General features: G+C 67.0%; 26 protein-coding genes and 1 pseudogene. 19 read left to right on the forward strand and 8 right to left on the reverse strand.

Annotated elements, in window-relative coordinates; translation table 11 throughout:
• Positions 1-64 precede the first annotated feature (64 nt).
• The 10 genes from rimP (at position 65) to pnp (ending at position 11,297) form a co-directional block, all read left to right on the forward strand.
• Entirely contained in the window at positions 65-625 is a 561-nt protein-coding gene (rimP, locus tag ASE67_RS04890) for a ribosome maturation protein RimP (RefSeq protein WP_055757401.1), read from the forward strand.
• Position 626: 1 nt separating this feature from the next.
• Positions 627-2,249 (forward strand): transcription termination factor NusA, encoded by a 1,623-nt coding sequence (nusA, locus tag ASE67_RS04895; protein ID WP_055757403.1) that lies wholly within the window; start codon positions 627-629, stop codon positions 2,247-2,249.
• Positions 2,194-2,985, forward strand: coding sequence for a DUF448 domain-containing protein (locus ASE67_RS04900; RefSeq protein ID WP_200922173.1), 792 nt, complete (start codon positions 2,194-2,196; stop codon positions 2,983-2,985). Before nusA ends, ASE67_RS04900 begins: the two co-directional genes overlap by 56 nt.
• Positions 2,986-2,989: 4 nt before the next feature.
• A complete protein-coding gene (gene infB, locus ASE67_RS04905; RefSeq protein ID WP_055757405.1) occupies positions 2,990-5,854 on the forward strand; it encodes a translation initiation factor IF-2 in 2,865 nt (954 codons plus the stop codon).
• Positions 5,851-6,441, forward strand: coding sequence for a hypothetical protein (locus tag ASE67_RS04910; protein WP_156348522.1), 591 nt, complete (start codon positions 5,851-5,853; stop codon positions 6,439-6,441). The genes infB and ASE67_RS04910 overlap by 4 nt, the downstream gene beginning before the upstream one ends.
• A 3-nt stretch (positions 6,442-6,444) precedes the next feature.
• Positions 6,445-6,858, forward strand: a complete 414-nt coding sequence (gene rbfA / locus ASE67_RS04915; RefSeq protein ID WP_055757409.1) for a 30S ribosome-binding factor RbfA — start codon at positions 6,445-6,447, stop codon at positions 6,856-6,858.
• Positions 6,859-7,434 carry a thymidine kinase gene (locus ASE67_RS04920; protein WP_055757411.1) on the forward strand — a complete coding sequence of 192 codons (576 nt, stop codon included), beginning with the start codon at positions 6,859-6,861 and terminating at the stop codon, positions 7,432-7,434. It abuts the gene before it with no gap.
• Entirely contained in the window at positions 7,434-8,435 is a 1,002-nt protein-coding gene (truB, locus tag ASE67_RS04925; protein ID WP_055757413.1) for a tRNA pseudouridine(55) synthase TruB, read from the forward strand. Before ASE67_RS04920 ends, truB begins: the two co-directional genes overlap by 1 nt.
• Before the next feature lie 11 nt (positions 8,436-8,446).
• Positions 8,447-8,716, forward strand: a complete 270-nt coding sequence (gene rpsO / locus ASE67_RS04930) for a 30S ribosomal protein S15 (protein WP_055757416.1) — start codon at positions 8,447-8,449, stop codon at positions 8,714-8,716.
• Positions 8,717-8,948: 232 nt separating this feature from the next.
• Entirely contained in the window at positions 8,949-11,297 is a 2,349-nt protein-coding gene (gene pnp, locus ASE67_RS04935; RefSeq protein ID WP_055757418.1) for a polyribonucleotide nucleotidyltransferase, read from the forward strand.
• Positions 11,298-11,424: 127 nt separating this feature from the next.
• Here pnp and ASE67_RS04940 read toward each other — a convergent pair whose 3' ends face one another.
• A complete protein-coding gene (locus tag ASE67_RS04940; protein WP_055757420.1) occupies positions 11,425-12,177 on the reverse strand; it encodes a molybdopterin-dependent oxidoreductase in 753 nt (250 codons plus the stop codon).
• Positions 12,174-12,866: a cytochrome b/b6 domain-containing protein gene (locus ASE67_RS04945; protein ID WP_055757422.1), complete on the reverse strand. Its 693-nt coding sequence runs from the start codon at positions 12,864-12,866 to the stop codon at positions 12,174-12,176. Before ASE67_RS04945 ends, ASE67_RS04940 begins: the two co-directional genes overlap by 4 nt.
• Positions 12,867-12,944: 78 nt before the next feature.
• Between ASE67_RS04945 and ASE67_RS04950 the strand changes: the two genes are divergently transcribed.
• Entirely contained in the window at positions 12,945-13,550 is a 606-nt protein-coding gene (locus tag ASE67_RS04950) for a flavin reductase family protein (RefSeq protein WP_055757424.1), read from the forward strand.
• Here ASE67_RS04950 and ASE67_RS04955 read toward each other — a convergent pair.
• Positions 13,547-14,305 carry a sulfite exporter TauE/SafE family protein gene (locus ASE67_RS04955; RefSeq protein WP_055757426.1) on the reverse strand — a complete coding sequence of 253 codons (759 nt, stop codon included), beginning with the start codon at positions 14,303-14,305 and terminating at the stop codon, positions 13,547-13,549. The genes ASE67_RS04950 and ASE67_RS04955 overlap by 4 nt on opposite strands.
• A 77-nt stretch (positions 14,306-14,382) precedes the next feature.
• Here ASE67_RS04955 and ASE67_RS04960 point away from each other — a divergent pair, with 77 nt between their 5' ends.
• Complete coding sequence (locus ASE67_RS04960) at positions 14,383-14,946, forward strand: hypothetical protein (RefSeq protein WP_055757428.1); 564 nt, start codon at positions 14,383-14,385, stop codon at positions 14,944-14,946.
• 42 nt (positions 14,947-14,988) lie between these two features.
• Here ASE67_RS04960 and rlmN read toward each other — a convergent pair whose 3' ends face one another.
• The 3 genes from rlmN to ASE67_RS04975 all read right to left on the reverse strand — a co-directional run bounded on the left by rlmN (position 14,989) and on the right by ASE67_RS04975 (position 17,475).
• The gene (gene rlmN, locus ASE67_RS04965) at positions 14,989-16,191 is read right to left on the reverse strand and encodes a 23S rRNA (adenine(2503)-C(2))-methyltransferase RlmN (protein ID WP_055759149.1); all 1,203 of its coding nucleotides are present in this window, start codon (positions 16,189-16,191) and stop codon (positions 14,989-14,991) included.
• A gap of 178 nt (positions 16,192-16,369) precedes the next feature.
• On the reverse strand, positions 16,370-16,813 hold the full coding sequence (locus ASE67_RS04970) for a hypothetical protein (RefSeq protein ID WP_055757430.1): 444 nt from the start codon (positions 16,811-16,813) through the stop codon (positions 16,370-16,372).
• Entirely contained in the window at positions 16,810-17,475 is a 666-nt protein-coding gene (locus ASE67_RS04975) for a histidine phosphatase family protein (RefSeq protein WP_055757431.1), read from the reverse strand. Before ASE67_RS04975 ends, ASE67_RS04970 begins: the two co-directional genes overlap by 4 nt.
• Before the next feature lie 134 nt (positions 17,476-17,609).
• Here ASE67_RS04975 and ASE67_RS04980 point away from each other — a divergent pair, with 134 nt between their 5' ends.
• The 4 genes from ASE67_RS04980 to ASE67_RS04995 all read left to right on the forward strand — a co-directional run bounded on the left by ASE67_RS04980 (position 17,610) and on the right by ASE67_RS04995 (position 22,136).
• Positions 17,610-18,266, forward strand: coding sequence for an outer membrane protein (locus tag ASE67_RS04980; RefSeq protein ID WP_055757432.1), 657 nt, complete (start codon positions 17,610-17,612; stop codon positions 18,264-18,266).
• Between the two features lie 172 nt (positions 18,267-18,438).
• On the forward strand, positions 18,439-19,551 hold the full coding sequence (gene dnaN / locus ASE67_RS04985; RefSeq protein ID WP_055757434.1) for a DNA polymerase III subunit beta: 1,113 nt from the start codon (positions 18,439-18,441) through the stop codon (positions 19,549-19,551).
• Between the two features lie 138 nt (positions 19,552-19,689).
• On the forward strand, positions 19,690-21,576 hold the full coding sequence (gene sppA, locus ASE67_RS04990; RefSeq protein WP_055757436.1) for a signal peptide peptidase SppA: 1,887 nt from the start codon (positions 19,690-19,692) through the stop codon (positions 21,574-21,576).
• Positions 21,573-22,136, forward strand: coding sequence for a GNAT family N-acetyltransferase (locus ASE67_RS04995; RefSeq protein WP_055759152.1), 564 nt, complete (start codon positions 21,573-21,575; stop codon positions 22,134-22,136). The genes sppA and ASE67_RS04995 overlap by 4 nt, the downstream gene beginning before the upstream one ends.
• Positions 22,137-22,316: 180 nt before the next feature.
• Here ASE67_RS04995 and ASE67_RS05000 read toward each other — a convergent pair whose 3' ends face one another.
• Positions 22,317-22,946, reverse strand: a complete 630-nt coding sequence (locus tag ASE67_RS05000) for a trimeric intracellular cation channel family protein (RefSeq protein WP_055757438.1) — start codon at positions 22,944-22,946, stop codon at positions 22,317-22,319.
• Between the two features lie 79 nt (positions 22,947-23,025).
• Here ASE67_RS05000 and ASE67_RS05005 point away from each other — a divergent pair, with 79 nt between their 5' ends.
• The gene (locus tag ASE67_RS05005) at positions 23,026-23,682 is read left to right on the forward strand and encodes a YoaK family protein (RefSeq protein ID WP_055757441.1); all 657 of its coding nucleotides are present in this window, start codon (positions 23,026-23,028) and stop codon (positions 23,680-23,682) included.
• Between the two features lie 173 nt (positions 23,683-23,855).
• Here the strand turns inward: ASE67_RS05005 and ASE67_RS05010 are convergent.
• Positions 23,856-24,215, reverse strand: a pseudogene (locus ASE67_RS05010) (response regulator); the annotation flags it as partial.
• Positions 24,216-24,257: 42 nt separating this feature from the next.
• Here ASE67_RS05010 and ASE67_RS05015 point away from each other — a divergent pair.
• Together ASE67_RS05015 and ASE67_RS05020 are read left to right on the forward strand one after the other, a co-directional pair.
• A complete protein-coding gene (locus ASE67_RS05015; protein WP_055757442.1) occupies positions 24,258-24,530 on the forward strand; it encodes a DUF3572 domain-containing protein in 273 nt (90 codons plus the stop codon).
• The gene (locus ASE67_RS05020) at positions 24,527-25,150 is read left to right on the forward strand and encodes a hypothetical protein (RefSeq protein WP_055757445.1); all 624 of its coding nucleotides are present in this window, start codon (positions 24,527-24,529) and stop codon (positions 25,148-25,150) included. The genes ASE67_RS05015 and ASE67_RS05020 overlap by 4 nt, the downstream gene beginning before the upstream one ends.
• Positions 25,151-25,152 lie beyond the last annotated feature (2 nt).

Consider the following 25,152-nt stretch of genomic DNA (forward strand, 5'->3'; position numbering starts at 1 on the left):
CCAACGTGCCGAGGCCGGTTCCCAAAGGGGCCGGCAACGAAGCGGCGCATCTGATGGAGACGGCATGGCGGATATCGCCGAACTGACGCGACTGATCGAACCCGAGGCGAAAGCGCTGGGGTTCGCGCTGGTGCGCGTGAAGATGATGGGCGGCAAGTCGGACCCGACGCTGCAGATCATGGCCGAACGGCCCGACACGCGCCAGCTGACAATCGACGACTGCGCCGAACTGTCGCGCCGCATCTCCGACCTGATGGACGAGAACGATCCGATCGAGGAGGCGTATCGGCTGGAGGTTTCGTCGCCCGGCATCGACCGGCCGCTGACGCGCCTTGCCGATTACAACGACTGGAAGGGGTTCGAGGCGCGCGTGACGCTCGACGCGCCGATCGACAATCGCAAGCAGCTGACCGGCATCCTGCTGGGCGCCGAGGGCGATCAGGTCAGCATCGACGTGCGCAAGCACAAGGCGATGACCGTGCCGTTTTCGGCGATCATCGATGCGAAGCTGCTGATTACCGACGCCTTGCTGAAGGCCACTGCGCCGCTCTCTGCCGAGGGCGCCGACGAATTCGAAGACGAACCTGCCGACGACGAACCGGCTGACGCAGAAGGACAGAACTGACATGGCCACCGCCGTCACCGCCAACCGGGCGGAACTGATCGCGATCGCGAATGCGGTCGCATCGGAAAAGATGATCGACAAGGCCATCGTGATCGAGGCGATGGAAGACGCGATCCAGCGCGCCGCCAAGACCCGCTATGGCTCGGAAAACGACATCCGCGCGAAGCTCGATCCGAACACCGGCGACCTGCGCCTGTGGCGCGTGCTGGAAGTCACCGAGCTGGTCGACGACCATTTCAAGCAGATCGGCGAGAAGGACGCGCAGCGGCTGCAGAAGGGCGCGGTCGTCGGCGACTATATCGTCGACCCGCTGCCCCCGATCGAGTTCGGCCGCATCCAGGCGCAGGCATCGAAGCAGGTCATCCTGCAAAAGGTCCGCGACGCCGAGCGCGAGCGCCAATTCGAAGAGTTCAAGGATCGCCAGGGTGAGATCATCACCGGCGTCGTCAAGCGCGTCGAATTCGGCCACGTCGTCGTCGACCTTGGCCGTGCCGAAGGCGTCATCCGCCGCGACCAGCAGATTCCGCGCGAAGCGGTCCGCGTCGGCGACCGTGTCCGCTCGCTGATCTTGAACGTCCGCCGTGAAAACCGCGGGCCGCAGATTTTCCTCAGCCGCGCGCACCCCGACTTCATGAAGAAGCTGTTCGCGCAGGAAGTGCCCGAAATCTACGACGGCATCATCGAGATCAAGGCCGCCGCCCGCGACCCGGGTTCGCGCGCGAAGATCGGCGTCATTTCGCATGACGGCTCGATCGATCCGGTCGGCGCCTGCGTCGGCATGAAGGGCAGCCGCGTGCAGGCCGTCGTGCAGGAAATGCAGGGCGAAAAGATCGACATCATCCCGTGGTCGCCCGACACCGCGACCTTCGTCGTCAACGCGCTTCAGCCCGCCAACGTGGCGCGCGTGGTGCTGGACGAGGAAGAGGACCGGATCGAGGTCGTCGTTCCCGATGATCAGTTGAGCCTTGCCATCGGTCGTCGCGGCCAGAATGTCCGCTTGGCAAGCCAGCTGACCGGCAAGGCGATCGACATCCTGACCGAAGCCGATGCGTCGGAAAAGCGGCAGAAGGAATTCGTCGAACGCTCGGGCATGTTCGAGAAGGAACTGGACGTCGACGAGACGCTGGCACAGCTGCTGGTCGCCGAAGGGTTCGGTGAGCTGGAAGAGGTCGCCTATGTCGAGATCGACGAACTGGCGAGCATCGAAGGCTTCGACGAAGACCTCGCGCAAGAGCTGCAGAGCCGTGCGCAGGAAGCGATGGAGCGTCGCGAACAGGCATCGCGCGAAGAGCGTACCGCGCTCGGCGTCGAGGATGCGCTGGCCGAACTGCCGTACCTGACCGAAGCGATGCTGGTCACGCTGGGCAAGGCGGGCATCAAGACGCTCGACGACCTGGCCGACCTGGCGACCGACGAGCTGGTCGAGAAGAAGAAGGCCGAACCCCGCCGTCGCGGCGACGACGCCCCGAAGCGCGAAGCGCCCAAGGGTGGCATCCTGGCCGAATATGGCCTGAGCGACGAGCAGGGCAGCGAGATCATCATGGCCGCCCGTGCCCATTGGTTCGCCGATGAGGACGTTGCAGCAGAGACTTCGGAGGACGCCGTTGCGGAATCCGAACAATGACACCGCGCGGCTGACCGAAGGCCCGGAGCGCAGCTGCATCCTGTCGCGTGAGCATGGCTCACGCGATGGGCTGGTGCGGCTTGCCCTGTCGCCGGATGGCGACATCCTGCCCGATGTCCGTGCCAAGGCCCCCGGCCGTGGCGCGTGGATCGGCGTGACCCGTGCCGAGCTGGAAACGGCGATGGCCAAGGGCAAGCTGAAGGGTGCACTGGCGCGCGCGTTCAAGGGCGCGACGCTGGCGATTCCCGCCGACCTGCCGCAGCGGATCGAGGATGCGCTGCGGCGTCATGCGCTCGACCGGCTGGGACTGGAGGCGAAATCGGGCTATGTCGTGATCGGCGGCACCGCCATCGAGAAATCGGCGCGCAGCGGCAAGCTGTACGCGCTGTACCATGCCTCCGACGCCGCACCCGACGGCGCCGGAAAACTGGCCCAGGCATGGCGTGTCGGCACCGATGACGAAGGATCGGGGCGCAGGGGATTGGCATTGCCGGTCCCACGCACCATATTGTCATTGGCGCTTGGGCGCGAAAATGTGGTACATGTCGGCCTGACCGACGCACGAGCGGCACAGCGAGCCAATGACGCGCTGTCCCGCTGGCTGCACTTTATCGGACCCGAACCTATCCCTGCGGCTTGCGAAACACCTTCGCAGGGCGCATCGACCGCGCAATTTTCCGGCATGGACGATGCCGGTCACCTGGGCGTCGACCAATTGAAGCAGGACTCTGAGTAACCGGATGAGCGACATCGACAACGACAAGCCGAAGCTGGGCACCCGCGCGCCGCTCGGCCTCAAGCGCACCGTGGAGACCGGCAAGGTGAAGCAGAGCTTCAGCCACGGCCGTTCCAATACGGTGGTCGTGGAGGTGAAGCGCCGCCGTGTGCTCGGCCGTCCCGGCGAGGAACAGCAGGGCGGCGAGCAGCAGGCTGCGCCCGAGGCAGCAGCGGCGGCACCCGCCCCGCAGCGTGCACCGGCACCTGCTCCGGCAGCACCCGCTCCCCGTCCCGCCGCCAGCAGCAATGCCAATGCCGGCCTGTCGCGGCTCGAACTGCAGGCCAAGCTGCTGCGCGAGGCCGAAGAGGCACGCATGAACGCGGCCGAGGAACATCGTCGTCGCGACGAACGGATCGCGCGGGAAACCGCCGAGGCCGAGCGTGCCCGCGTCGAGGAAAAGGCGCGCGCCGCCGCCGAGCCGACCCCGGCACCTGTCGTGGAAACGCCCGCACCTGCTCCGGCACCCGAGCCGAAGCCGGTTGAAGCCGCACCGACGCCCGCGCCCGAACCGACGCCTGCGCCGGTCGCACCGACGCCGGTCGCGGAAACGCCGGCCCCGGCGCCGACGCCTGCCCCCGCGCCCGCGCCGGTCGAGGCAAAGCCCGCCCCGGCACCGGTGCAGGCCAAGCCCGCACCGCGCCCGGCCCCGACTCCGGCCCCCGCGCCGCAGCCGATCATCCTGACCGCCGATCCCAACCGGCCGGCGCCGCGTCGCTTTACCCCGGTACAGCGTCCGGAAATCCCGAAGCCGCAGTCCAAGCCCGAGCCGGCCCCCGCGCCTGCCGCCGCCGCTGCTGCGACTCCGGCCGCCCGTCCCGCCGCCGGTGGCCAGACCGCGCGTCCGACCCCGTCGGGCACCGGTCAGGCGACTCCGCGTCGCAACGAACCGGCGCGCGGTGCCGCACCGTCGCGTGACCGCAAGGGTGACGATCGTCGCCAGTCGGGCAAGCTGACCGTCACCCGTGCCCTTGGCGACGACGGGGCGCGTTCGCGCAGCCTCGCCGCGCTGAAGCGCGCCCGTGAAAAGGAAAAGCGTGGCTTTGGCGGCCCGCGCGAACCGCAGATCAAGCAGGTCCGCGACGTGCAGGTGCCGGAAACGATCACCGTGCAGGAACTCGCCAACCGCATGGCGGAAAAGGGCGCGGACCTGGTCAAGATGCTGTTCAAGATGGGTTCGCCCGTCACGATGACGCAGACGATCGATCAGGACACCGCCGAACTGCTGGTCACCGAATTCGGCCACAACATCGTGCGCGTCAGCGATTCGGACATCGACCTCGCGCTCGACACGGTCGAGGATGCGGTGGAATCGCTGCGTCCGCGTCCGCCGGTCGTCACGATCATGGGTCACGTCGACCACGGCAAGACCTCGCTGCTCGACGCGCTGCGCGGTACGGACGTGGTGCGCGGGGAAGCCGGTGGCATCACCCAGCACATCGGCGCCTACCAGGTGACGATGAAGGACAAGTCGCAGATCACCTTCCTCGACACGCCCGGCCACGAAGCGTTCAGCGAAATGCGCGCACGCGGTGCCGACGTGACCGATATCGTGATCCTCGCGGTCGCTGCCGACGACGGGCTGATGCCGCAGACGATCGAGGCGATCCATCACACGCGTGCCGCCGGCAAGCCGATGATCGTGGCGATCAACAAGGTCGACAAGCACGAGGCGAACCCGCAGCGCATCCGCGAACGCCTGCTCGAACATGACGTGCAGGTCGAGGAAATGGGCGGCGAAACCCAGGACGTCGAAGTGTCGGCGCTCAAGAAGACCGGCCTGCAGGAGCTGATCGAGAAGATCCAGCTCCAGGCCGAACTGCTCGAACTGCAGGCCAACCCCGACCGCGCCGCCGAAGGCAGCGTGATCGAGGCGAAGCTCGACAAGGGCCGTGGCCCGGTCGCGACCGTGCTGGTCCGTCGCGGTACGCTGCGGGTCGGCGATGTGTTCGTGGTCGGCGCGGAAAGCGGCAAGGTCCGCGCGCTGATCGACGACAAGGGACGTCAGGTGAAGGAAGCCGGCCCCTCGACCCCGGTCGAGGTGCTGGGCCTGTCGGGCGTGCCGATGGCGGGTGATCCGCTGCAGGTCGTCGAGAGCGAGGGCCGTGCCCGCGAGGTCGCCGAATATCGCCAGAGCGTGCTGCTCCAGAAGCGCACGACCCAGGCGCCGGCCAGCCTTGAGAGCATGTTCTCCGCGCTCAAGTCGAAGCAGGCGATCGAATATCCGCTGGTGGTGAAGGCCGACACGCAAGGGTCGGTCGAAGCCATCGTCGGGTCGCTCAACAAGATTTCGACCGACGATATCCGGGTGCGCATCCTGCATTCGGGCGTGGGCGGCATCACCGAGAGCGATGTGACGCTGGCAGCGGCATCGGGTGCGCCGATCATCGGCTTCAACACCCGTCCGAATGCCAAGGCACGCGAGATCGCCGAGCGGAACAAGGTGGCGTTGAAATATTACGACGTCATCTACACGCTGACCGACGATATCCGCGCGGGCATGGCCGGTACCCTGGGTCCGGAAGCGTTCGAAACCGTCGTCGGCCGCGCCGAAATCCGCGAGGTCTTCTCGGCGGGTAAGCATGGTCGGGCCGCGGGTCTGCTGGTGGTCGAAGGGATCATCCGCAAGGCGCTCAAGGCACGCATCACGCGCAACGACGTCATCATCTACCAGGGTGAGATCGCGTCGCTGCGTCGCTTCAAGGACGATGTTCCCGAAGTGCGCGCCGGTCTGGAATGCGGTGTCACGTTCACGCAGAACTTCACCGACATCAAGGCGGGCGACTTCCTTGAAACCTACGAAGTCGAACTGCGCGATCGCACGCTGTGAGTGACGGGCGGCAGGGGGCAACCCTTGCCGCCACCCTCCGCTCCCGGCTCCGTTTTGCGGTTGCGTGGGTGATCGGCGGGGCGGCGGCATTGTTCGTCGCCAATCTCCTGTCCTATTGGGCGATACCCGTCGTCGTGGTTCTGCTGGCGCTGTGCTGGCTGGGGCTGGTGATCGACGGACTGGTGCGCAGCTGGCGGCTACGCGCAGCGGGGATACCGGCCTTGTTGCCGGCCTTTGTGCCGATCGTCGCGCTACCCTTTGCCGGGTTCCTGGCCAGTCATGCGCTCTACTGGTCGCATGTCGTGCCGTCGTGGTGGCTGCTGCGGTCGGAGCGTGCCGCGTTCGACCGGGCGCTGTCCGGTGGTGCGGTGCCGGCGGGTGTCGCGATCGTCGAGCGGGCCGGGCCGCGTCGGGCTTTCCCGACCGTCAACGGCAGGGCCATCGTCCATGACCCGACCGACCGCATGGCCGAAGCGCGCGGATGGAATGGCGGGCCGGTCGCTGCCTACATTCGAAACGTCTTCGGCAACACCACCATCTGGTGCCAGCGACTCGACAGCCACTGGTTCCACTGTCAATTCGGTTAGATCATGTCAGACACCACGCCCGAAACCCGCTCCGTCCGCCTGCTGCGCGTCGGCGAACAGGTCCGCCACATCCTGTCCGAAATCCTCGCGCGCGGCGACGTGCATGACGACGTGCTGGAAAAGCATCTTGTTTCCGTCACCGAAGTCCGCATGTCGCCCGACCTGCGCCATGCGACGGTGTTCGTGAAGCCGCTGCTCGGGAAGGACGAACAGATCGTGCTGAAGGCGCTGCGCACCAACACCGCCTATCTCCAGTCGGAGGTCGCGCGGCGGGTGAACCTGAAATACGCCGCGAAACTCAAGTTCCTGATCGACGAGAGCTTCGACGAAGGCACGCGCATCGAGCAGCTGTTACGCGATCCCAAGGTCGCGCGCGATCTGGAAGGTAGCGGCGACGAGGGCGGGACCGAGGACTGAGTGGCCAAGCTCTATTTCTATTACGCGTCGATGAATGCGGGTAAATCGACGACGCTGCTGCAGGCCGATTTCAACTATCGCGAGCGCGGGCTGACGACGATGCTGTTCACCGCCGCGATCGACACGCGTGAGGGGGCAGGGACGATCGGCTCGCGAATCGGCCTGTCCGCGCCGGCGACGCCGTTCGATGCCGACACCGACCTGCTCGAAAGCATTGCCGCAAAGCACCGCCAGCACGCGGTCGGCTGCGTGCTGCTCGATGAGGCGCAGTTCCTGTCGGCGGCCCAGGTCGATCAACTGGCGCAGGTGGCCGACGACCTCGGCGTGCCGGTCCTCGCCTATGGCCTGCGCACCGATTTTCGCGGCGCGTTGTTCGCAGGATCGGCGCGGCTGCTGGCGATCGCCGATGCGCTGATCGAGCTGAAGTCGGTCTGTACCTGCGGTCGCAAGGCCACGATGAATCTCCGCGTCGACAGCGAAGGTCGTGCGGTACGCGACGGGCAACAGACCGAGATTGGCGGCAATGACCGCTATGTCGCGCTGTGCCGCCGCCATTTTTGCGAGGCGATGCGCTGATGCACGGTTGGATCATCATCGACAAACCGCTGGGGCCGGGATCGACGCAGATCGTGTCGGCGGTGAAGCGCGCGCTGCGCGAGGGCGGCTATGGCAAGCACAAGGTCGGCCATGGCGGCACGCTCGACCCGCTGGCGACCGGCGTGCTGCCGGTGGCGATCGGCGAGGCGACGAAGCTTGCCGGGCGGATGCTCGATGCGTCGAAGCGCTATGACTTCACGATCCGCTTCGGGGCGCAGACCGATACGCTGGACCTTGAGGGCAAGGTGATCGCCGAATCGCCAGTGCGGCCGACGCTGGCCGATGTCGAAGCGGTGCTGACGCGCTTCACCGGGCCAATCGAACAGGTGCCGCCGATCTACTCCGCGCTGAAGGTCGATGGTGAGCGGGCTTATGATCTTGCCCGCAAGGGCGAGGAAGTCGTCCTTGCGACCCGGAAGGTGACGGTGTTCGATCTCCAGATTCTCCCCGGCACGGGGAGGGGGACCATGCAAAGCATGGTGGAGGGGGGTGTCCACGAACGCTCCGCCAGCGGCAATCCCCCTCCACCCCCGACTGCGCCGGCGGTCCCCCTCCCCGCGAGCGGGGAGGAGCTGGAGGAAATCACCCTCAGCGCCTTCGTCTCGAAGGGCACCTATATCCGCTCCCTCGCCCGCGACATCGCCCTGGCGCTCGGCACGGTCGGCCATGTCACCATGCTCCGCCGCACCAAAGCAGGCCCGTTCACCCTCGAATCGGCCATTTCGCTGGACAAACTGGCGGAATTGGGTAAGGGCCACGCGCTTGAAGAAACGCTCCTGCCACTGGGGGCGGGGCTGGACGACATCCCGGCTCTGTCCCTCGACCCCGATCAGGCAGGGCGGCTCCGCAAGGGGCTTCGACTGATCGGGTTTGCAGCGGACGACGGTCTGGGCTTTGCGACATTGGACGATGTGCCGGTGGCGCTGGTCGAAACCCTCGACGGGGAAACCCGTGTCGTGCGCGGCTTCAACCTCGAATAGAAAGGATTACGATGTCGATCACTGCTGAAAACCGTCAGGCCCTGATCCAGGAGCATGCCCGCGCCGAAGGCGACACCGGTTCGCCGGAAGTCCAGGTTGCGATCCTGACCACCCGCATCCAGAACCTGACCGAGCACTTCAAGACCCATGCGAAGGACAATCATTCGCGTCGCGGTCTGCTGATGCTGGTCAACAAGCGGCGTTCGCTGCTCGACTATCTGAAGAAGAAGGACGCGGAGCGTTATACGACGCTGATCGCGAAGCTCGGGCTTCGGAAGTAACGACAAAGGGGCGGTCCGACGGGCCGCCCTTTTTCCATGTGGGGCGGCACAAAATCCGCCACCCAATTCCCCGCAAAACGGGGTATAGGCTTGGCGACCGGGTATCCGGCCAAGCCGTCCCGTCGCAATCCGGCGACACGGGACACCGGGCCGAAACGGCCTGACCAAAGGGGTGGTTCGCCACCCAAGCTGCCCCGGCGCGCATAGGGCCGCCGGACGCGAAGGAAACGACATGTTCGATATCAAGAAAAGCACCATGGACCTGGGCGGCAAGATGCTGACCCTCGAAACGGGCCGCGTGGCGCGTCAGGCCGACGGCGCGGTCATCGCGACGCTCGGCGAAACCGTGGTGCTGTGCGCGGTAACCGCCGCCCGCTCGGTCAAGGAGGGGCAGGACTTCTTCCCGCTGACCGTCCACTATCAGGAGAAGTATTCGGCCGCGGGTCGCATCCCCGGCGGCTTCTTCAAGCGTGAGCGCGGTGCGACCGAAAAGGAAACGCTGACCAGCCGCCTGATCGATCGCCCGATCCGCCCGCTGTTCCCCGAAGGTTTCTATAACGAAATCAACGTCATCGCCCAGGTGCTGAGCTATGACGGCGAAAACGAGCCGGACATCGTCGCGATGATCGCCGCGTCGGCCGCGCTGACGATTTCGGGCGTGCCGTTCATGGGCCCGATCGGCGCCGCGCGCGTCGGCTATGTCGACGGCGAATACATCCTGAACCCGACGCTGGACCAGGTGAAGGAAGGCGAGCTCGATCTCGTCGTCGCCGCCACCGGTGACGCCGTGATGATGGTTGAATCCGAAGCCAAGGAGCTGTCGGAAGAGGTCATGCTGGGCGCCGTCGTGTTCGCCCATGACGCGTCGAAGAAGATCGTCGACTGCATCATCGACCTCGCTGAACAGGCCGCCAAGGACCCGTGGGAGCTGGCTCCCGTCGCCGACCAGTCGGCCGCGAAGAAGAAGCTGAAGACGCTGATCGGCAAGGACCTGACGGCAGCCTACAAGCTGACCGACAAGCAGGCCCGCCAGAACGCGATCAACGACGCCCGCACCAAGGCGCGCGAAGCCTATGCCGAGCTGAAGGAGACCGATCCGGCCGCCTATCTCGGCACGCTGAAGCTCGTGAAGAAGCTGGAAGCCGAGATCGTCCGCACCGCCATCCTGAAGGACGGCCGCCGCATCGACGGTCGCGATACGAAGACGGTTCGCCCGATCGAGGCGATGGTCCACTTCCTGCCGCGCGCCCACGGTTCGGCGCTGTTCACCCGCGGCGAAACGCAGGCGATCTGCACCACGACGCTGGGCACCAAGGACGCCGAGCAGATGATCGACGGGCTGAACGGCCTGCACTACGAACGCTTCATGCTGCACTATAACTTCCCGCCCTATTCGGTCGGTGAAGTCGGTCGCTTCGGTGCGCCGGGGCGTCGCGAAGTCGGTCACGGCAAGCTCGCATGGCGCGCGCTGAACCCGGTCCTGCCGACCAAGGACGAGTTCCCCTACACGATCCGCGTCCTGTCGGACATTACCGAGTCGAACGGTTCGTCGTCGATGGCGACGGTGTGCGGCGGTTCGCTGTCGATGATGGATGCCGGCGTTCCGCTGAAGCGTCCGGTGTCGGGCATCGCGATGGGCCTGATCCTTGAAGGTAAGGACTATGCCGTCATCAGCGACATCCTGGGCGACGAGGATCACCTCGGCGACATGGATTTCAAGGTGGCCGGCACCAGCGAAGGCATCACCTCGCTCCAGATGGATATCAAGATCGCCGGGATCACCGAAGAGATCATGAAGGTCGCCCTGGCGCAGGCGAATGAAGGCCGCGCGCACATCCTCGGCGAAATGGCCAAGGCGCTGGGCGAAACCCGTGGCGAGCTGTCGGCGCACGCGCCGCGCATCGAAACCTTCACGATCGACAAGTCGAAGATCCGTGAAGTGATCGGCACCGGCGGCAAGGTGATCCGCGAGATCGTCGCGACGACGGGCGCGAAGGTCGACATCGACGACGAGGGCGTCATCAAGGTGTCGTCGAGCGATCCGGCGCAGATCGAAGCCGCGATCAACTGGATCAAGGGCCTCGTCGAAGAGGCCGAGGTCGGCAAGATCTACAACGGCAAGGTCGTCAACCTCGTCGATTTTGGCGCGTTCGTGAACTTCATGGGCGGCAAGGACGGTCTCGTTCACGTCAGCGAAATCCGCAACGAGCGGGTCGAGAAGGTCGCCGACGTCCTGTCTGAGGGCCAAGAAGTGAAGGTCAAGGTCCTCGAAGTCGATCCGCGCGGCAAGGTTCGCCTGTCGATGCGCGTCGTCGACCAGGAAACCGGTGCCGAGCTGGAAGACTCGCGTCCGGCACGCGAACCGCGCGAAGGCGGCGACCGTGGCCCGCGTGGGCCCCGTCGTGACGGCGGCGATCGTGGCGACCGTGGTCCGCGCGGCGAAGGCGGTGATCGCGGCCCGCGTCGCGACGGCGGCGACCGTGGCCCGCGCCGCGACCGTGGCGACCGCGCTCCGCGTCGTGAAGAGTCGAAGGAAGACGGCGGCAACGCCGGCCTGCCGTCGTTCATCACCGACAACTGATCGGTACGCTTCGGCGTGAGGGAAGGGGGCTCGCGGCAACGCGGGCCCCTTTTTCTATGCGCCGTATCCCTGCGCAGGCGGGGATGCAGAGCCACCAGCGCTGCCGTTTGTTGCAGGACGCCGTCCGCTAGATCCCGGCATACCAGTCATAGCCCGCGACGTCCTCCCAGAAGCCGCCCTTGCCCCCGGCGATCCCGCTCAGCGCCGCGACCGCCTCGATCCGCTGCACATATTTGGCGTGCTTGTACCCCAGCTGTCGTTCGACCCGTAGGCGGAGCGGCGCCCCATTGGGCACCCCCAGCAACCGGTCGTTGAGCGCCCACGCCAGGATCGTCTGTGGGTGAAAGGCATCGACCAGATCGATCGATTCATAATAGGGCCGCCCGCCGATCGCATCGGCGCAGTGGAACACCAGATAGCGCGCGTTCGGCCGCAACCCCGCAAGGTCGAGCAGCCGTGACAGCCTTGGGCCCGTCCATTTGCCGATTGCGCTCCAGCCTTCGACGCAATCGTGTCGGGTAATTTGTTGCCGCGAGGGCATCGAGCGAATCTGGTCGAGTCGCAGCGATAGCGGCCGCGCGACCAGCCCGTCGATCGACACCCGCCAGTCGGCGAAACGGTTCGCGGCATGGGCGTTGTAATCGGCGGTATTCGGATTGTTGGTCCCGTTGGCGCGAAAGATCGGCGAGCGTTGCTCGGGGCGATATTCGACCGCCAGCGCGTCGCGCGCGGTGATCGCGCGCTGCAGCCCGCGATGGACGTCCTCCGCCCCGCCCAGCAGCGTCTGCGCCGCCGGCAGCTGCGCCACCTTGTCGCACGCCGCGACCAGCCCGCCGGCCCCGACCACCAGCGCCGAGCGCCGCGAAATCAGCCGGCTCATTCGGGTACCCGCCAGCGACCGGTAATCATCGAGCGCACCTCGTTGAACGCACCGGCGAGGATCACCAGCACCAGATGGACGATCACGAACAGCGTGATGCCGCTGGCCGCAAGGAAATGGATCGACCGCGCCGACTGCCGCCCGCCCAATAGCTCCAGCAGCCACGGAAACGCCGCGTTCAGCCCCGGCGACATGGTGATGCCGGTCGCGATGACCAGCGGCAGCAGTCCAAAGATCACCAGCACATAGCTCAGCTTCTGCAGCACGTTATAGTCGCCCGGCGCCTCCGGATCATGGAAGCGGAAGGCGAGATGCGCGCGGATGTCGGTCAGCAGGTGGCGCGGCGACAATTCCCGCCGCCTGAGCACCAGATCGCGCTGGAAATGCCGATTGAGCAGGCTCGCGATCATATAGGCCAGCAGCCCGAACCCCAGCACCAGCGCAAAGGTGAGGTGCCAGTTGCGCGCGAGCGCGAGGTTGTACGTCTGCGGGATCGTCACCCATCCCGGAAACCGGTCGAACGTAATCCACGCATGGTCGAAATTCGCGCCATAGCGCCCCCAATAGAGCCGGGGATGCGCGTTCAGGATCATCAGCCCGCTGCCGATCAGGATGATGACCGCGACCGCATTGACCCAGTGCCACAGCCGGGTGGCCAGCGCATGGCGCTTGATCGTTGGCGATGTCATGGCCGCATCCTATGCCGCCACGCGCCCGGTGCGAAGGGGCCTTGCACCCCTGGTCCGGATCGTGCGTTGGGGAACCCCATGACCGATTTCCATTCCTATGCCCCGGCCGATGGCCATCGCCTGCCGCATGATCCGTTCAACGCGATCATCGCGCCGCGTCCGATCGGCTGGATTTCCACCCTGTCGGCCGAGGGGAAACGCAATCTCGCACCCTACAGTTTCTTCAACGCGTTCAACTATCGCCCGCCTATCATCGGCTTTGCCTCTACGGGCGCGAAGGACACGCTGGCCAATGCCCGCGATACGGGCGAGTTCGTGTGGAACCTCGCGACCCGGCATCAGGCGGAGGCGATGAACGCTACCTCGGCGATGACCGATGCGGACGAGTTCACGCTGGCAAAGCTCGACACGCTGCCCTCGACCATGGTCGCCCCGCCGCGCGTCGCCGGGTCGCCGGTCCAGTTCGAATGCCGCACGACGCAGATCGTCCGCCTGAGCGACAGCCATGGCGGCGATATAGACACCTGGCTGGTGCTGGGGGAGGTGGTGCAGGTGCATATCGACCCGGCGCTGCTCGACGACGGCATCTATCGCACCGAACGCGCCCGCCCGATCCTGCGCGGCGGCGGCGCGGGCGATTATTTCGAGCCGGGCGAACGCTTCGACATGCGCCGGCCGGGTTAGCCGTAGGCGCGGACGAAGAACACGACGGTCACGCTGAACGTGACCAGCAGCGTCCATGCGCGAATCTGCCCCGGCGTCAGCCGCACGCCCAGCTTCGCGCCCAGCCATCCGCCGAGAATGCCGCCCACGATCATCGGCACGCACGCGGCCCACGCGACCATGCCGGTCGCGACAAAGATGATCGCCGCCGCGCTGTTGGCCGTCGCCAGCATCAGCGTGCGCGGGGCCGCCATCGACTTCACGCTCTGCCCGGCGAGCAGGCCATAGGTCGCGGTGACCATCATCCCCACGCCGCCGCCGAAATAGCCGCCATAGATGCCCAGCAGCACCTGTGCCACGACCAGCGTCGCCGGGCCGATCGTCACCTTGTCGTGCAGCCAGTCCGCCGCCCGCCGCCCGAACGCGATGGCGAGGAACGCGACCAGCAGCAGCCACGGCACGATTACGTCGAACAGGCTGCTGGGCGTCCACACCAGCAACAGGCTGCCGAGCAGGCCGGAGACGAAGGTGATGCTGGCCAGCACCCGGATCGGTATCCCGCCCAGCGGCCCCAACCCCCGGCGGAATGCCCAAGCGCTGGCGATCGCGCCGGGCTGCAACGCGACGTTGGAGGTCGCATTGGCGATCGATCCGGGCAGGCCCAGGCCGATGAGTGCGGGCATCGTCGCAAAGGTGCCACCCCCGGCCAGCGCATTCATCGCACCGCCGAGCACGCCGGCACCGGCGGCAAGGGCAAGGGAGGTCGCATCGAGCATCGTTGCGCTAGATACTATCGCGGGAGTGCTGTCGAGAGGTGGTGACGGCAGGCCCGTCGGTGCGGTAGCATTGCGTCATGCTCTTCGCGCCCTCCCTCGCCCCGCGACCGCACCGGCATCGCATCGTCCGTGACGGGGAAGGGGAGCGGATCGTGATCCCGGCGCGCCGCAACTGGTTTGTGCTGCTCTTCACCAGCTTCTGGCTGTGCGGATGGAGCATCGGCGGTGTCGCGGTGATCGGGATATTCGTTACGACCGGCGACCCCTTTCTGGCGGTCTGGCTGATCGCTTGGGCGGCGGGATGGTTCGCCGCACTCGTGACCGTCCTTTGGCAGGCGATCGGGCATGAGGTGATCGCACTACGGCAGGGCGATCTGTTCGTGGAGAGACGCGCGGGACCGTTCCGTCGAACGCTCCGATTCCCGGTTACGCACCTCGCCCGGCTGCGCGTCGCGCCACGCGGCTTTTTCGACGGTATGCGCAACAACTTCCCGCCGTTCTTCGACCGATCCGGCCTGCTCCGGTTCGACCTGGGGGCGCGAACGGTCCGCTTCGGTGGCGGCGTTGACCAAGCCGAAGCCGCCATTCTGCTGGGCTGGCTGCTCGCCCGCCTGCAGCGCAGCGCCGCATCGATCGACTGACGCGGAGCGCGGTTCTCGCTTAGGCGAAGGCCCCCGCTCGAATCAGGCCGCCGCCGCTTCCGCCGCCTCGCGATCGAGCTCCGCCCGGCTCTTCTTCTCGGCCGCCGTCTTCAGCTGGCCGCAGGCCGCGCCGATATCCTGCCCGCGCGTGCGGCGGACGGGGGCGGAGATGCCGCCTTCGAACACGATATCGCTGAACGCGCGGATGCGGTCGGGCGTCGAGCATTCGTAGGGCGCACCCGGCCACGGGTTGAACGGGATCAGGTTGACCTTCGCCGGCAGCTGGTATTTGCGCAGCAGCCGCACCAGTTCGCGCGCATCGTCGTCGCTGTCGTTCTTGTCCTTCAGCATCACATATTCGAACGTGATCCGCCGGGCATTGTTCGCACCGGGATAATCGGCGCACGCCTGCAACAGCTCCTCGATGCCGTATTTGCGGTTCAGGGGCACGATCTCGTCGCGCACTTCCTTCGTCACGGCATGCAGCGACACCGCGAGGTTCACGCCGATCTCCGCGCCCGCGCGCGCCATCATCGGCACCACGCCCGACGTGCTGAGCGTGATCCGCCGCTTGGACAGGGCAAGGCCGTCACCGTCCATGACGACACCCAGCGCGTCGCGCACCGCATCGAAATTATACAGCGGCTCGCCCATGCCCATCATCACGATGTTGGTCAGCATCCGCCCCTCGGGCTGGCTCGGCCATTCGCCCAGCGAATCGCGCGCCAGCATGACCTGTCCGACGATTTCGCCGGCGGTCAGGTTGCGCACCAGCCGCATCGTGCCGGTGTGGCAGAAGGTGCAGTTGAGCGTGCAGCCGACCTGGCTCGACACGCACAACGTCCCCCGATCGGCGTCGGGAATGAACACCATCTCATAATCCTGCCCGTCGGGCGAGGTGAGCAGCCATTTGCGCGTGCCGTCGGTCGACACCGGCGCTTCCTTGACCGCCGGCCGGCCGACGACGAAGTGCTTTTCCAGCACCGGATGCTGCGCCTTGGCGATGTCGGTCATCGCGGTGAACTCGGTCGCGCCGCGATTGTAGATCCAGTGCCACAGCTGCTTGGCGCGCAGCTTGGCCTGCCGCGCATCGAAGCCGGCCGTTTCCAGCGCGGCGCGAATCTCCGGCTTGGTCAGCCCAACCAGATCGATGCGACCATCGGGACGCGGGGCAAGGCCGCGCGGCACGGGCACGGGGTCGACATGGCCGGGAATCGGCATGGGCGGCGTCGATACTGTCAGCATCGGCGGGATATAGCCGATTTCGGGTGGGATTTCCACTGGCCCACGATCGCCCCGCCACACCATCGTCACCCCGGACTTGATCCGGGGTCCCGCTTCTTCTTCTACTGCGGCGGCGGGCAAAAAGCGGGACCCCGGATCAAGTCCGGGGTGACACGCTTTCCTGGTTGACGGGTGGCCCCTACAAACACCCCAGCGCCGCCGCATCGATCGCCGTCGCCGCCCCCGACAGCGCATATACATCGACGAACGCCGCCCCGTTCGCGGCGACGCTCTCGACGCTCATCGACCGCCCGCCGCGCATCGCCGCGACGATCGCGCGGTCGGTCGCCGCATCCGGGCTCCACGCATCGATCCGCCCGGCGGTCAGGTCGAACCGCCGCTCGCCGATGGTCAGCACGACGCGCGCGCGGTCGCTCTTCGGCCGGCTCAGCCGCACATGCAGCTGTCTCCGCACGCCCGCGCCGGGCCAGGTCGCGACGCTGGCGAATGGCGCGCCGGTCTTGCCCTGCACCGGGCGGCTGATCGCATAGCAGCGCGTCGGGCCATCGCCCCGAAACGCACCCCAGCGCTGGTGAATCCCGATCGCCTGCGGTGCCGCCACCGCCAGCAGCAGCGCGATCAAGCAGGTGCGGCGAGCGAGGCCCGCCCGCGCCCGACATGCGGCACGCTCTCCCGCCCACCCTCTATCAGCGCGATCGACCCCTGCGGCAGATCGTCGGCGATCGGCGCATCAAAGCGTGGATCGACCGGCGCGCCGGTCAGCACCCCGCGCAGCACCCGGCTGGACATGCCGTGCATGATGACCAGCCGGTCGCCGGGATCGTCCGCCGTATCCGCCGCCCAGCTTCCCACCCGCGTGACGATCGCATCATACCATTCGCCACCCGGCGCGGGGCGGCGGTACAGCCGCGCCTCGACATCGAGGAAGTCGGCATCCGCCCCGGTCAGCTCGCGATAATAGCGGCCCGACCAGTCGCCCATGCCGATCTCGACCAGCCGGTCGTCGCGATGCGCCGCGTGCCAGTCCAGCTCCAGATGCTCGGCGATGATCGCCAGCGTCTGCAACGCCCGGCCCGCGCTCGACGCCCACAGCGTCAGTTTCGGCCGTGCACCCAGCATCTCGCGCAGCGCCGCGCCCATCGCCTCCGCCTGGGCAAAGCCGGCGCGCGTCAGCGGGGTGTGCAGGTGATCGCCCTGCATCCGCTGCGCGATATTATAGACCGTCTCGCCATGCCGGGCGATGAAGTCGCGGCCTTGGCGGGGGGCGGGGGATTGGGTCGTCATCATCCTGCTTTCAAGCCGGTGTTGCGCAATTGCAACGGATTTCGCTGTTTAGGTGAGGTTCATGCAACGTGCCGGCAAACCGTCCATTGATCCCCCGCGCCCTGACCATGGGCGGTGACAATGGAGTTTTTAGTATGCGTACCCTCATCCTCGGTCTTGCCGCTGCCGGCACGATGCTGGCGACCCCTGCGCTGGCGCAGGACGTGAACCCCGCCTTCACCGGTTTCCGCGTCGGCGCGCTGGCCGGCTATGACGGTATCCGTGCGGGCAGCACCCAGGATAGCGACCTCGACGGCGATAACCAGACCGTGAACGGCATGGTCTACGGTGTCGACGCCGGCTACGACTTCGCGCTCAGCAACTTCCTGATCGGGGTCGAGGGCGAATATACCGGATCGACCGGCAAGGTCGAAACCGCGCGCACCGATCCGAACTTCTTCGGCTTCGGCAGCGTGAAGACCGGCCGCGACCTCTATGTCGGTGCCCGTGCCGGCCTGCTCGTCGCGCCGACCACGCTCGCCTATGTGAAGGGCGGCTACACCAACGCCCGTCTGAACGTCGTCGCCAGCGACGGCAGCGTCGACACGCGCCAGAACTATGAACTGAACGGCTACCGCCTGGGTGCCGGTGTCGAACAGGCGATCGGCAGCCGCGCCTATGCCAAGCTCGAATATCGCTATTCGAACTACAACAACGCCGATTTCCAGTTCCGCGACGGCAGCACCACGTCGCAGTTCGACATCGACACCGACCGGCACCAGGTAGTCGCCGGCGTCGGCATCCGGTTCTGATGAACAAACAGGGTTAGCGCGTTAACCATGTGCTAACCACTTGGACGCGAGGAAGGTCGGAGCAGCTTGCTCCGGCCTTTCTTTGCGTTAGACAGGCTGCATTGGATTTTAGGAGGTGCCGGCCGAGTCCGCCGGACCTCGATTACGATGCGCATCCGCGCGGGGGAACATCATGAAGGCGACGATCGAACGCGCGACCCTGTTGAAGGGCCTCAGCCACGTCCAGTCGGTGGTCGAGCGGCGCAATACCATCCCGATCCTGTCGAACGTCCTGATCGAAGCGGGCGAATCGAGCATCCGCCTGATGGCGACCGATCTCGACCTGCAGATCGACGAAACCATCGCCGCGGCGATCGACCAGCCCGGCGCGATCACCGTGTCGGCACACACGCTGTTCGACATCGCGCGCAAGCTGCCCGACGGCGCGCAGGTCCAGCTGTCGGCCGCCGAAGGCCGCCTGACCATCGTCGCCGGGCGCGCGCGCTTCAACCTGTCGACGCTGCCGCGCGACGATTTCCCGGTGATCGCGGAAGGCGAGCTGCCCACGCAGTTCGAACTGCCCGCGACCACGCTGAAGGCGATCATCGACAAGACCCGCTTCGCGATCTCCACGGAAGAAACGCGCTATTACCTCAACGGCATCTTCCTGCATGTCGCCGAGGATAACGGGAAGCCGGTGCTGAAGGCCGCCGCGACCGACGGCCACCGCCTCGCGCGCATGACGGTCGAGCGGCCGGAGGGCGCCGACAAGATGCCCGACGTCATCGTGCCGCGCAAATGCGTCGCCGAACTGCGCAAACTGCTTGATGAAGTCGACGGGTCGGTCGGCGTGTCGCTGTCGGGCAGCAAGATCCGCTTTGATCTGGGACAGGCGATCCTGACCAGCAAGCTGATCGACGGCACCTTCCCCGATTATTCGCGCGTCATCCCGACCGCGAACGACAAGCTGCTGAAGCTCGATCCGAAGAGCTTCATGGCCGGCGTCGACCGCGTGTCGACCATCGCCACCGAAAAGACCCGCGCGGTGAAAATGGCGCTCGACCGTGACAAGATCACCCTGTCGGTCACCTCGCCCGAAAACGGCGCGGCGGCAGAGGAAGTCCCCGGCGAATATACCGCACTGCCGTTCGAGATCGGCTTCAACAGCCGCTACCTGCTCGACATTCTGGGCCAGATCGACAGCGATCTGTGCGAGGTCCACCTGTCGGACGCCGCCGCGCCGACGCTGATCCGCGAGAACGACGCCTCGCCCGCGCTCTATGTCTTGATGCCGATGCGCGTCTGACGCGCGCACGGTCGTCGTCCAACCGGCCCCGTGCGCGTTGCGTGCGGGGCCTTTTCGTATCCGGTCGGGGCCATCGGTGCTTTACTCCCCCGGCCATCCGCTTATTTATCGCTAGACGATAAGCTCGAAGGAATTGCCGTGAAACTGGTCCGGGGTGCGTGGAAGCTGCTGGTCGGGATCAAGGACGGCCTGGTGCTGCTCCTGATGCTGTTGTTCTTCGGCGCGCTGTTCGCCGCGCTGTCGGCCAAGCCCAACACCCGCATCACCGATGGCGCGCTGGTGCTCGACCTGTCGGGATCGATCGTCGAACAACCGGCCGAGGCCGATCCGGTCGCGCTGCTCAGCGGCCAGCCGGCGGCACAGGAACTGCGGCTGCGCGACGTGGTGCGCGCGCTCGACACCGCAAAGGGCGATACGCGGGTCAAGGCGGTGGTCCTCGACATGGACAAGTTCACCGGCGGCTATCCCGCGGCGCTGGCCGAGGTCGGCGATGCCGTCGCCCGCGTTCGCGCCAGCGGCAAGCCGGTGCTGGCCTATGCCACGCTCTACACCGATGGCGGCTATCGCATCGCGTCGAACGCCAGCGAAGTGTGGCAAAATCCGTTCGGCGGCACGATGTTTCGCGGCCCCGGCGGCCCGCAGCTTTATTACAAGGGCCTGATCGACAAGCTGGGCGTCAACGCCCACGTCTACCGCGTCGGCCAGTTCAAGTCGGCGGTCGAACCCTTCACCCGCGCCGACCAGTCCGAACCGGCCCGCGCCGCCAATCAGGCGCTGTACGGCGCGATCTTCGACCAGTGGCGTTCGGCGGTGCAGAAGGCCCGGCCCAAGGCGCAGCTCGACGCATTCCTGACCCGTCCCGAAGCGGTGATCCAGGCGGCGGGCGGCGACGTCGCGCAGGCCAATCTGAAGAGCGGGCTGGTCGACCAGCTCGGCGACCGCGTCGCCTTCGGCAAGCGCGTCGCGGCGCTGGCGGGTGAAGATGCCGGCAAGGCAGCGGGCAGCTTCCGCACGATCAGCTATGCCAACTGGCTGGCGGCCAACCCGGTATCGGCCTCGGGCGATGCGATCGGCGTCATCACCGTCGCCGGCACGATCGTCGATGGCGAGGCGAAGCCGGGCACGGCGGGCGGCGACACCATCGCCAAGCTGCTGCTCGATGGCCTCGCGACCAAAAACCTGAAGGCGCTGGTCGTCCGGGTCGATTCGCCGGGCGGATCGGTGCTGGCGTCCGAACGCATCCGCCAGGCGATCCTGCAGGCGAAGGACGTCGCCAAGATCCCGGTGGTCGTGTCGATGGGCGGGCTCGCCGCGTCGGGCGGATACTGGGTGTCGACGCCGGGCGACGTGATCTTTGCCGAACCCAACACCATCACCGGGTCGATCGGCGTGTTCGGCGTCATCCCGACGTTCGAAAACAGCCTGTCGAAGATCGGCGTGTCGGCCGATGGCGTCGGCACCACGCCCTTGAGCGGCCAGCCCGACGTGCTGCGCGGCACCAACCCGGCGTTCGACGCGATCATGCAGAGCGGGGTCGAGCATATCTATGCCCGCTTCACCGGCCTCGTGGCGCAATCGCGCAAGCTGCCGCAGCCGCGCGTCGACCAGATCGGGCAGGGCCGCGTCTGGGACGGCGGCACCGCGCGTCAGCTTAAATTGGTCGACCGCTTCGGCAGTCTGGGCGATGCGGTGGCCGAGGCCGCGCACCGTGCCAAGCTCGACCCGGCGACGGTGCAGACCGTCTATCTCGAAAAGGAACCCTCAGCCCTTGAAAAGGCGCTGAAGGGCTTTGCCGACCGGCAACGCGGCGATGCGCCGGACCAGGCGGCGACCGACATGCTCGGCCGCGTGGCAATCGAACAGCGGGCCGTACTGGCGCAGGCGCTGGGCGATGCGCGGCGGATGCTGACCGCGCCGACCGGCGTTCAGGCGCGCTGCATCGAATGTGCCGGGCTGGGGCCGGTTCGGGCGTCGGCGGAGGATGCGTCGCTGTTCGACCTGATCGTCGCGCGGTGGTTCGCATGATCGCGATCCGCCCCGCGCGGAGCGAGGACGCCGCCGCCATCGCCGCGATCTATGCCCCCTATGTGCTGGGCGGCACGGTGTCGTTCGAAACCGAAGCCCCCGACGCCCGCGCGATCCGCAGCCGGATGGCGCACAGCGACGGCTATTATCCCTGGCTGGTCGCGACCACCGGCGAAGCGGATGGCGATGCGGTGCTGGGCTATGCCTATGCAACGAAGTTCCGCGACCGCCCGGCGTACCGCTATGTCGTCGAAACCTCGATCTACATGGCGGGCGGCGCGCAGCAGAAGGGCACCGGGCGGCTGCTTTACGAAGCCTTGGTCGATACGCTGCGCGCGCAGGGCTTTACCCAGGCGATCGGCGTATTGTCGCTCCCCAATGACGCGTCGATCACGCTGCACGAGGCGGTCGGCTTCCGCCGCGCCGGGGTGTACCGCGAGATCGGCTTCAAGCAGGGCCGCTGGATCGATGTCGGCTTCTGGCAATGCGAGCTGAACGACAGCGCGGTACCGCCGCGGGAACCGAAGCCGTTCAGTGAGACGGGGGTGGTGCGGGGGTAGTCTCGCGCTACCTTACCCCAATCCACCCCGTTCGGTTCGAGCAGCTTCGAGCTTGTCGAGAAGCGTCCGTCGAGAACGTGGTAGTTTGTGGCACCCCCTTCTCGACTTCGGTTCTCGACAGGCTCTAACCTACGCTCGAAGCAAACGGGGGCGGGTAAGGAGGAGGGGAGAGGCAAACCCCTACCGCTTCCCCCGATACGCCGGCAGCGCGATCCGGAACCGGATCGCCGCGCCCCTGAGCGCAAACCCCGCCGCCGCCGCCGGCAGCGCCGCCACGAACGGCGGCAGCCCGCACGCGACCAGCACGACATGCAGCCCCGCCGACAGCGCTGCCGCCGTCACATACAGTTCCGGCCGCATCAGGATCGACGGCACGCCCGCCAGCACGTCGCGGATGATCCCCCCGACGCACGCGGTCAGCACCCCCATCATCCCCGCCTGTAGCGGCGGGACCCCGAAACTCAGCGCCTTCGCCGCGCCAAACACGGCATAGGCGGCAAGGCCCGCGGCATCGAGCCAGTCGAGTGCCTTGTCCCGCCACCAATGCTGCGGCGTGATCCACACCAGCCCCGCCACCCCGACACAGATCGCCGCGACCGGCGAGCCATGTACCCAGAACACCGGCGCACCGATCAGCAGGTCGCGCACCGTGCCGCCCCCGACCCCGGTGATGAGCGCGAAGAACGCGGCGGTGACGAACGTCTGCGCCGCGCGCGTCGCCGCCAGCGCGCCCGACGCGGCGAACACCGCGATACCGATCATGTCGAGTGCGCCGAGCATCTGCCCCAGCGCCTGCGGAGAGGGAACCATCCCGCCTCGCTATCGTACGGATGGGCGATAGGCGAGGGGGCATTGCCCCGCCCCCCGTCGATCGGGCAATAGGAATTCCATGCGTCGTCTTACCCCCGCCGCCACCCTCGTCACCGTCCTGCTCGCCGGTCTGGCGGGTATCGTCGATGCGCTGGCGTTCAGCGGCCTTGGCGGATTCTTCGCCTCGTTCATGTCGGGCAACTCGACCCGCTTCGGCGTCGGCCTTGCCCATGGCTGGAACGGCGCGTCGGCCATTGCCGCCGCGCTGGTGCTGTCGTTCGTGGCGGGGGCGATGTTCGGCACCATCGCGGGTGCGGCCGCGGCCGAGCGGCTGGGGCAGGGGCGCCGGGCGGAGGCGGTGATGGGCCTCGTCACGATCCTGCTCGCGCTCGGCGCGGCGCTGTCGACCTTCGCCCCGCTCACCCTCGCCATGCTGTTGCTCGCCGCTGCGATGGGCGCGCAGAACGGCGTCGTCGCGCCCGATGGCGAGGTGCGGATCGGCCTCACCTACATGACCGGCACGCTGGTGCGAATCGGCCAGCGGCTGGCCCGCCGCCTGATGGGCGAGCGCGACGCACCCGGGCCGCGCCGCGACCTGCTGTTATGGCTGGGCTTCGTCGTCGGCGTGACGATCGGCGCGCTGGCGTGGAACTGGCTGGGCCTCGCGTCGCTCTGGGTCGTGGCGGCGCTCGCGGCGTTGCTGACGATGCTGGTGGCGAAGGTGGATTGGGAGTGAGGGGGCAGGCAGCACGCCCCCCGATCGTCACCCCGGCCCTGCGCCGGGGTCCCGCTTCTTCTTCTGCTACGCCGACCGGAGGAAAGCGGGACCCCGGATCAAGTCCGGGGTGACGGGAAGGGCGAATCGTCCGCCCCCGATTCGCCATCCTCCCCCCGAACCTCCTCGACCGGCAGCAACGCTCGCACCTCACCGACGAACCGCACCACCGAAATCGGCTTGGTGACATAGGCATTGGCCCCCGCCGCGCGCACCCGGTCCTCGTCGTCGCGGCCGGAATAGGCGGTGACCGCCATGATCGGCACGGCGCGCAGGCGCGGATCGGCCTTCAGCATCTGGATCAGTTCCAGCCCCGTCATGTGCGGCAACTGGATATCGGTGATGATCAGGTCGGGCAGGAACGCCCGCGCCTTTGCCACTGCCTCGCGTCCGTCGCGCACCGGTTCGGTTTCGAAGCCATGCGCGCGCAACAGGTCGCAGAACAGCTTCAGGTTCAGTTCGTTGTCCTCGACAACGAGTACCCTTTTTGCCACGCGCTTTGCATCCCGTTGGAAGTTCGAAAGGCTGTCTAGGCGATGCGCAGGCCGGAAACAAATGAAGACGCGGCGACGCTTGGCCTGCATGCGCTGGTCTGGGTGATCGGCGACGACACCCGCCGCGACAGGTTCCTGGCGCTGACCGGCATCGACCCCGCCGACCTGCGCGCGCGGGCCGGCGATCCCGCCTTCCTCGCGCAACTGCTCGGCCATCTGGAGGGTTACGAACCCGACCTGATCGCCTGTGCCGATGCGCTGGCCGTGGCCCCGACCGCCCTGGTCCGCGCCCGCGCCGAACTGGAGACTGCATGAAACCCCTGCTCATCACCGATTGCGACGAAGTCCTGCTGCACATGGTCCGCCATTTCGGGCACTGGCTGGGCGAGGAACATGCGATCGACTTCAACATGGCCGGCGGTGATTTTGCCAGCTCGATGACCCGCGCCGACGGCACCACGCTGGAACGCGACGAGATGTGGGGGATGCTCGACGGCTTCTTCCCCGATCAGATGGGACGCCAGACCCTCGTGCCCCATGCGCGCGAAGCATTGGCGGCGCTGGCGCAGCAGGCCGATATCGTCGTCCTGACCAACCTGCAGGACCATTGCCGCACCCACCGGATCGAGCAGCTGGCGACCCATGGCATCGTCCATCGCGTCGACTGCAACCAGGGGGGCAAGGGCCCGCCGGTCGCCCGGCTGCTGGCCGAATATACTCCTAGCGTCGCGGTGTTCGTCGACGACCTTGCCGTCCATCACGAATCGGTCGCCGACAGCGCGCCGGGCGTCTTCCGCCTGCACATGGTCGCCGAACCCGACCTTGCCGTCCACATACCCGCCGCCCCCGCCGCCCATGCCCGCATCGACGACTGGGTGGCGGCACAGGCCTGGATCGAGGCCCGCTTTGCCGAGGGGCAGCCGGCGAAGGCTTGACC

The organism is Sphingomonas sp. Leaf23, assembly GCF_001421585.1.
GTDB lineage: Bacteria > Pseudomonadota > Alphaproteobacteria > Sphingomonadales > Sphingomonadaceae > Sphingomonas.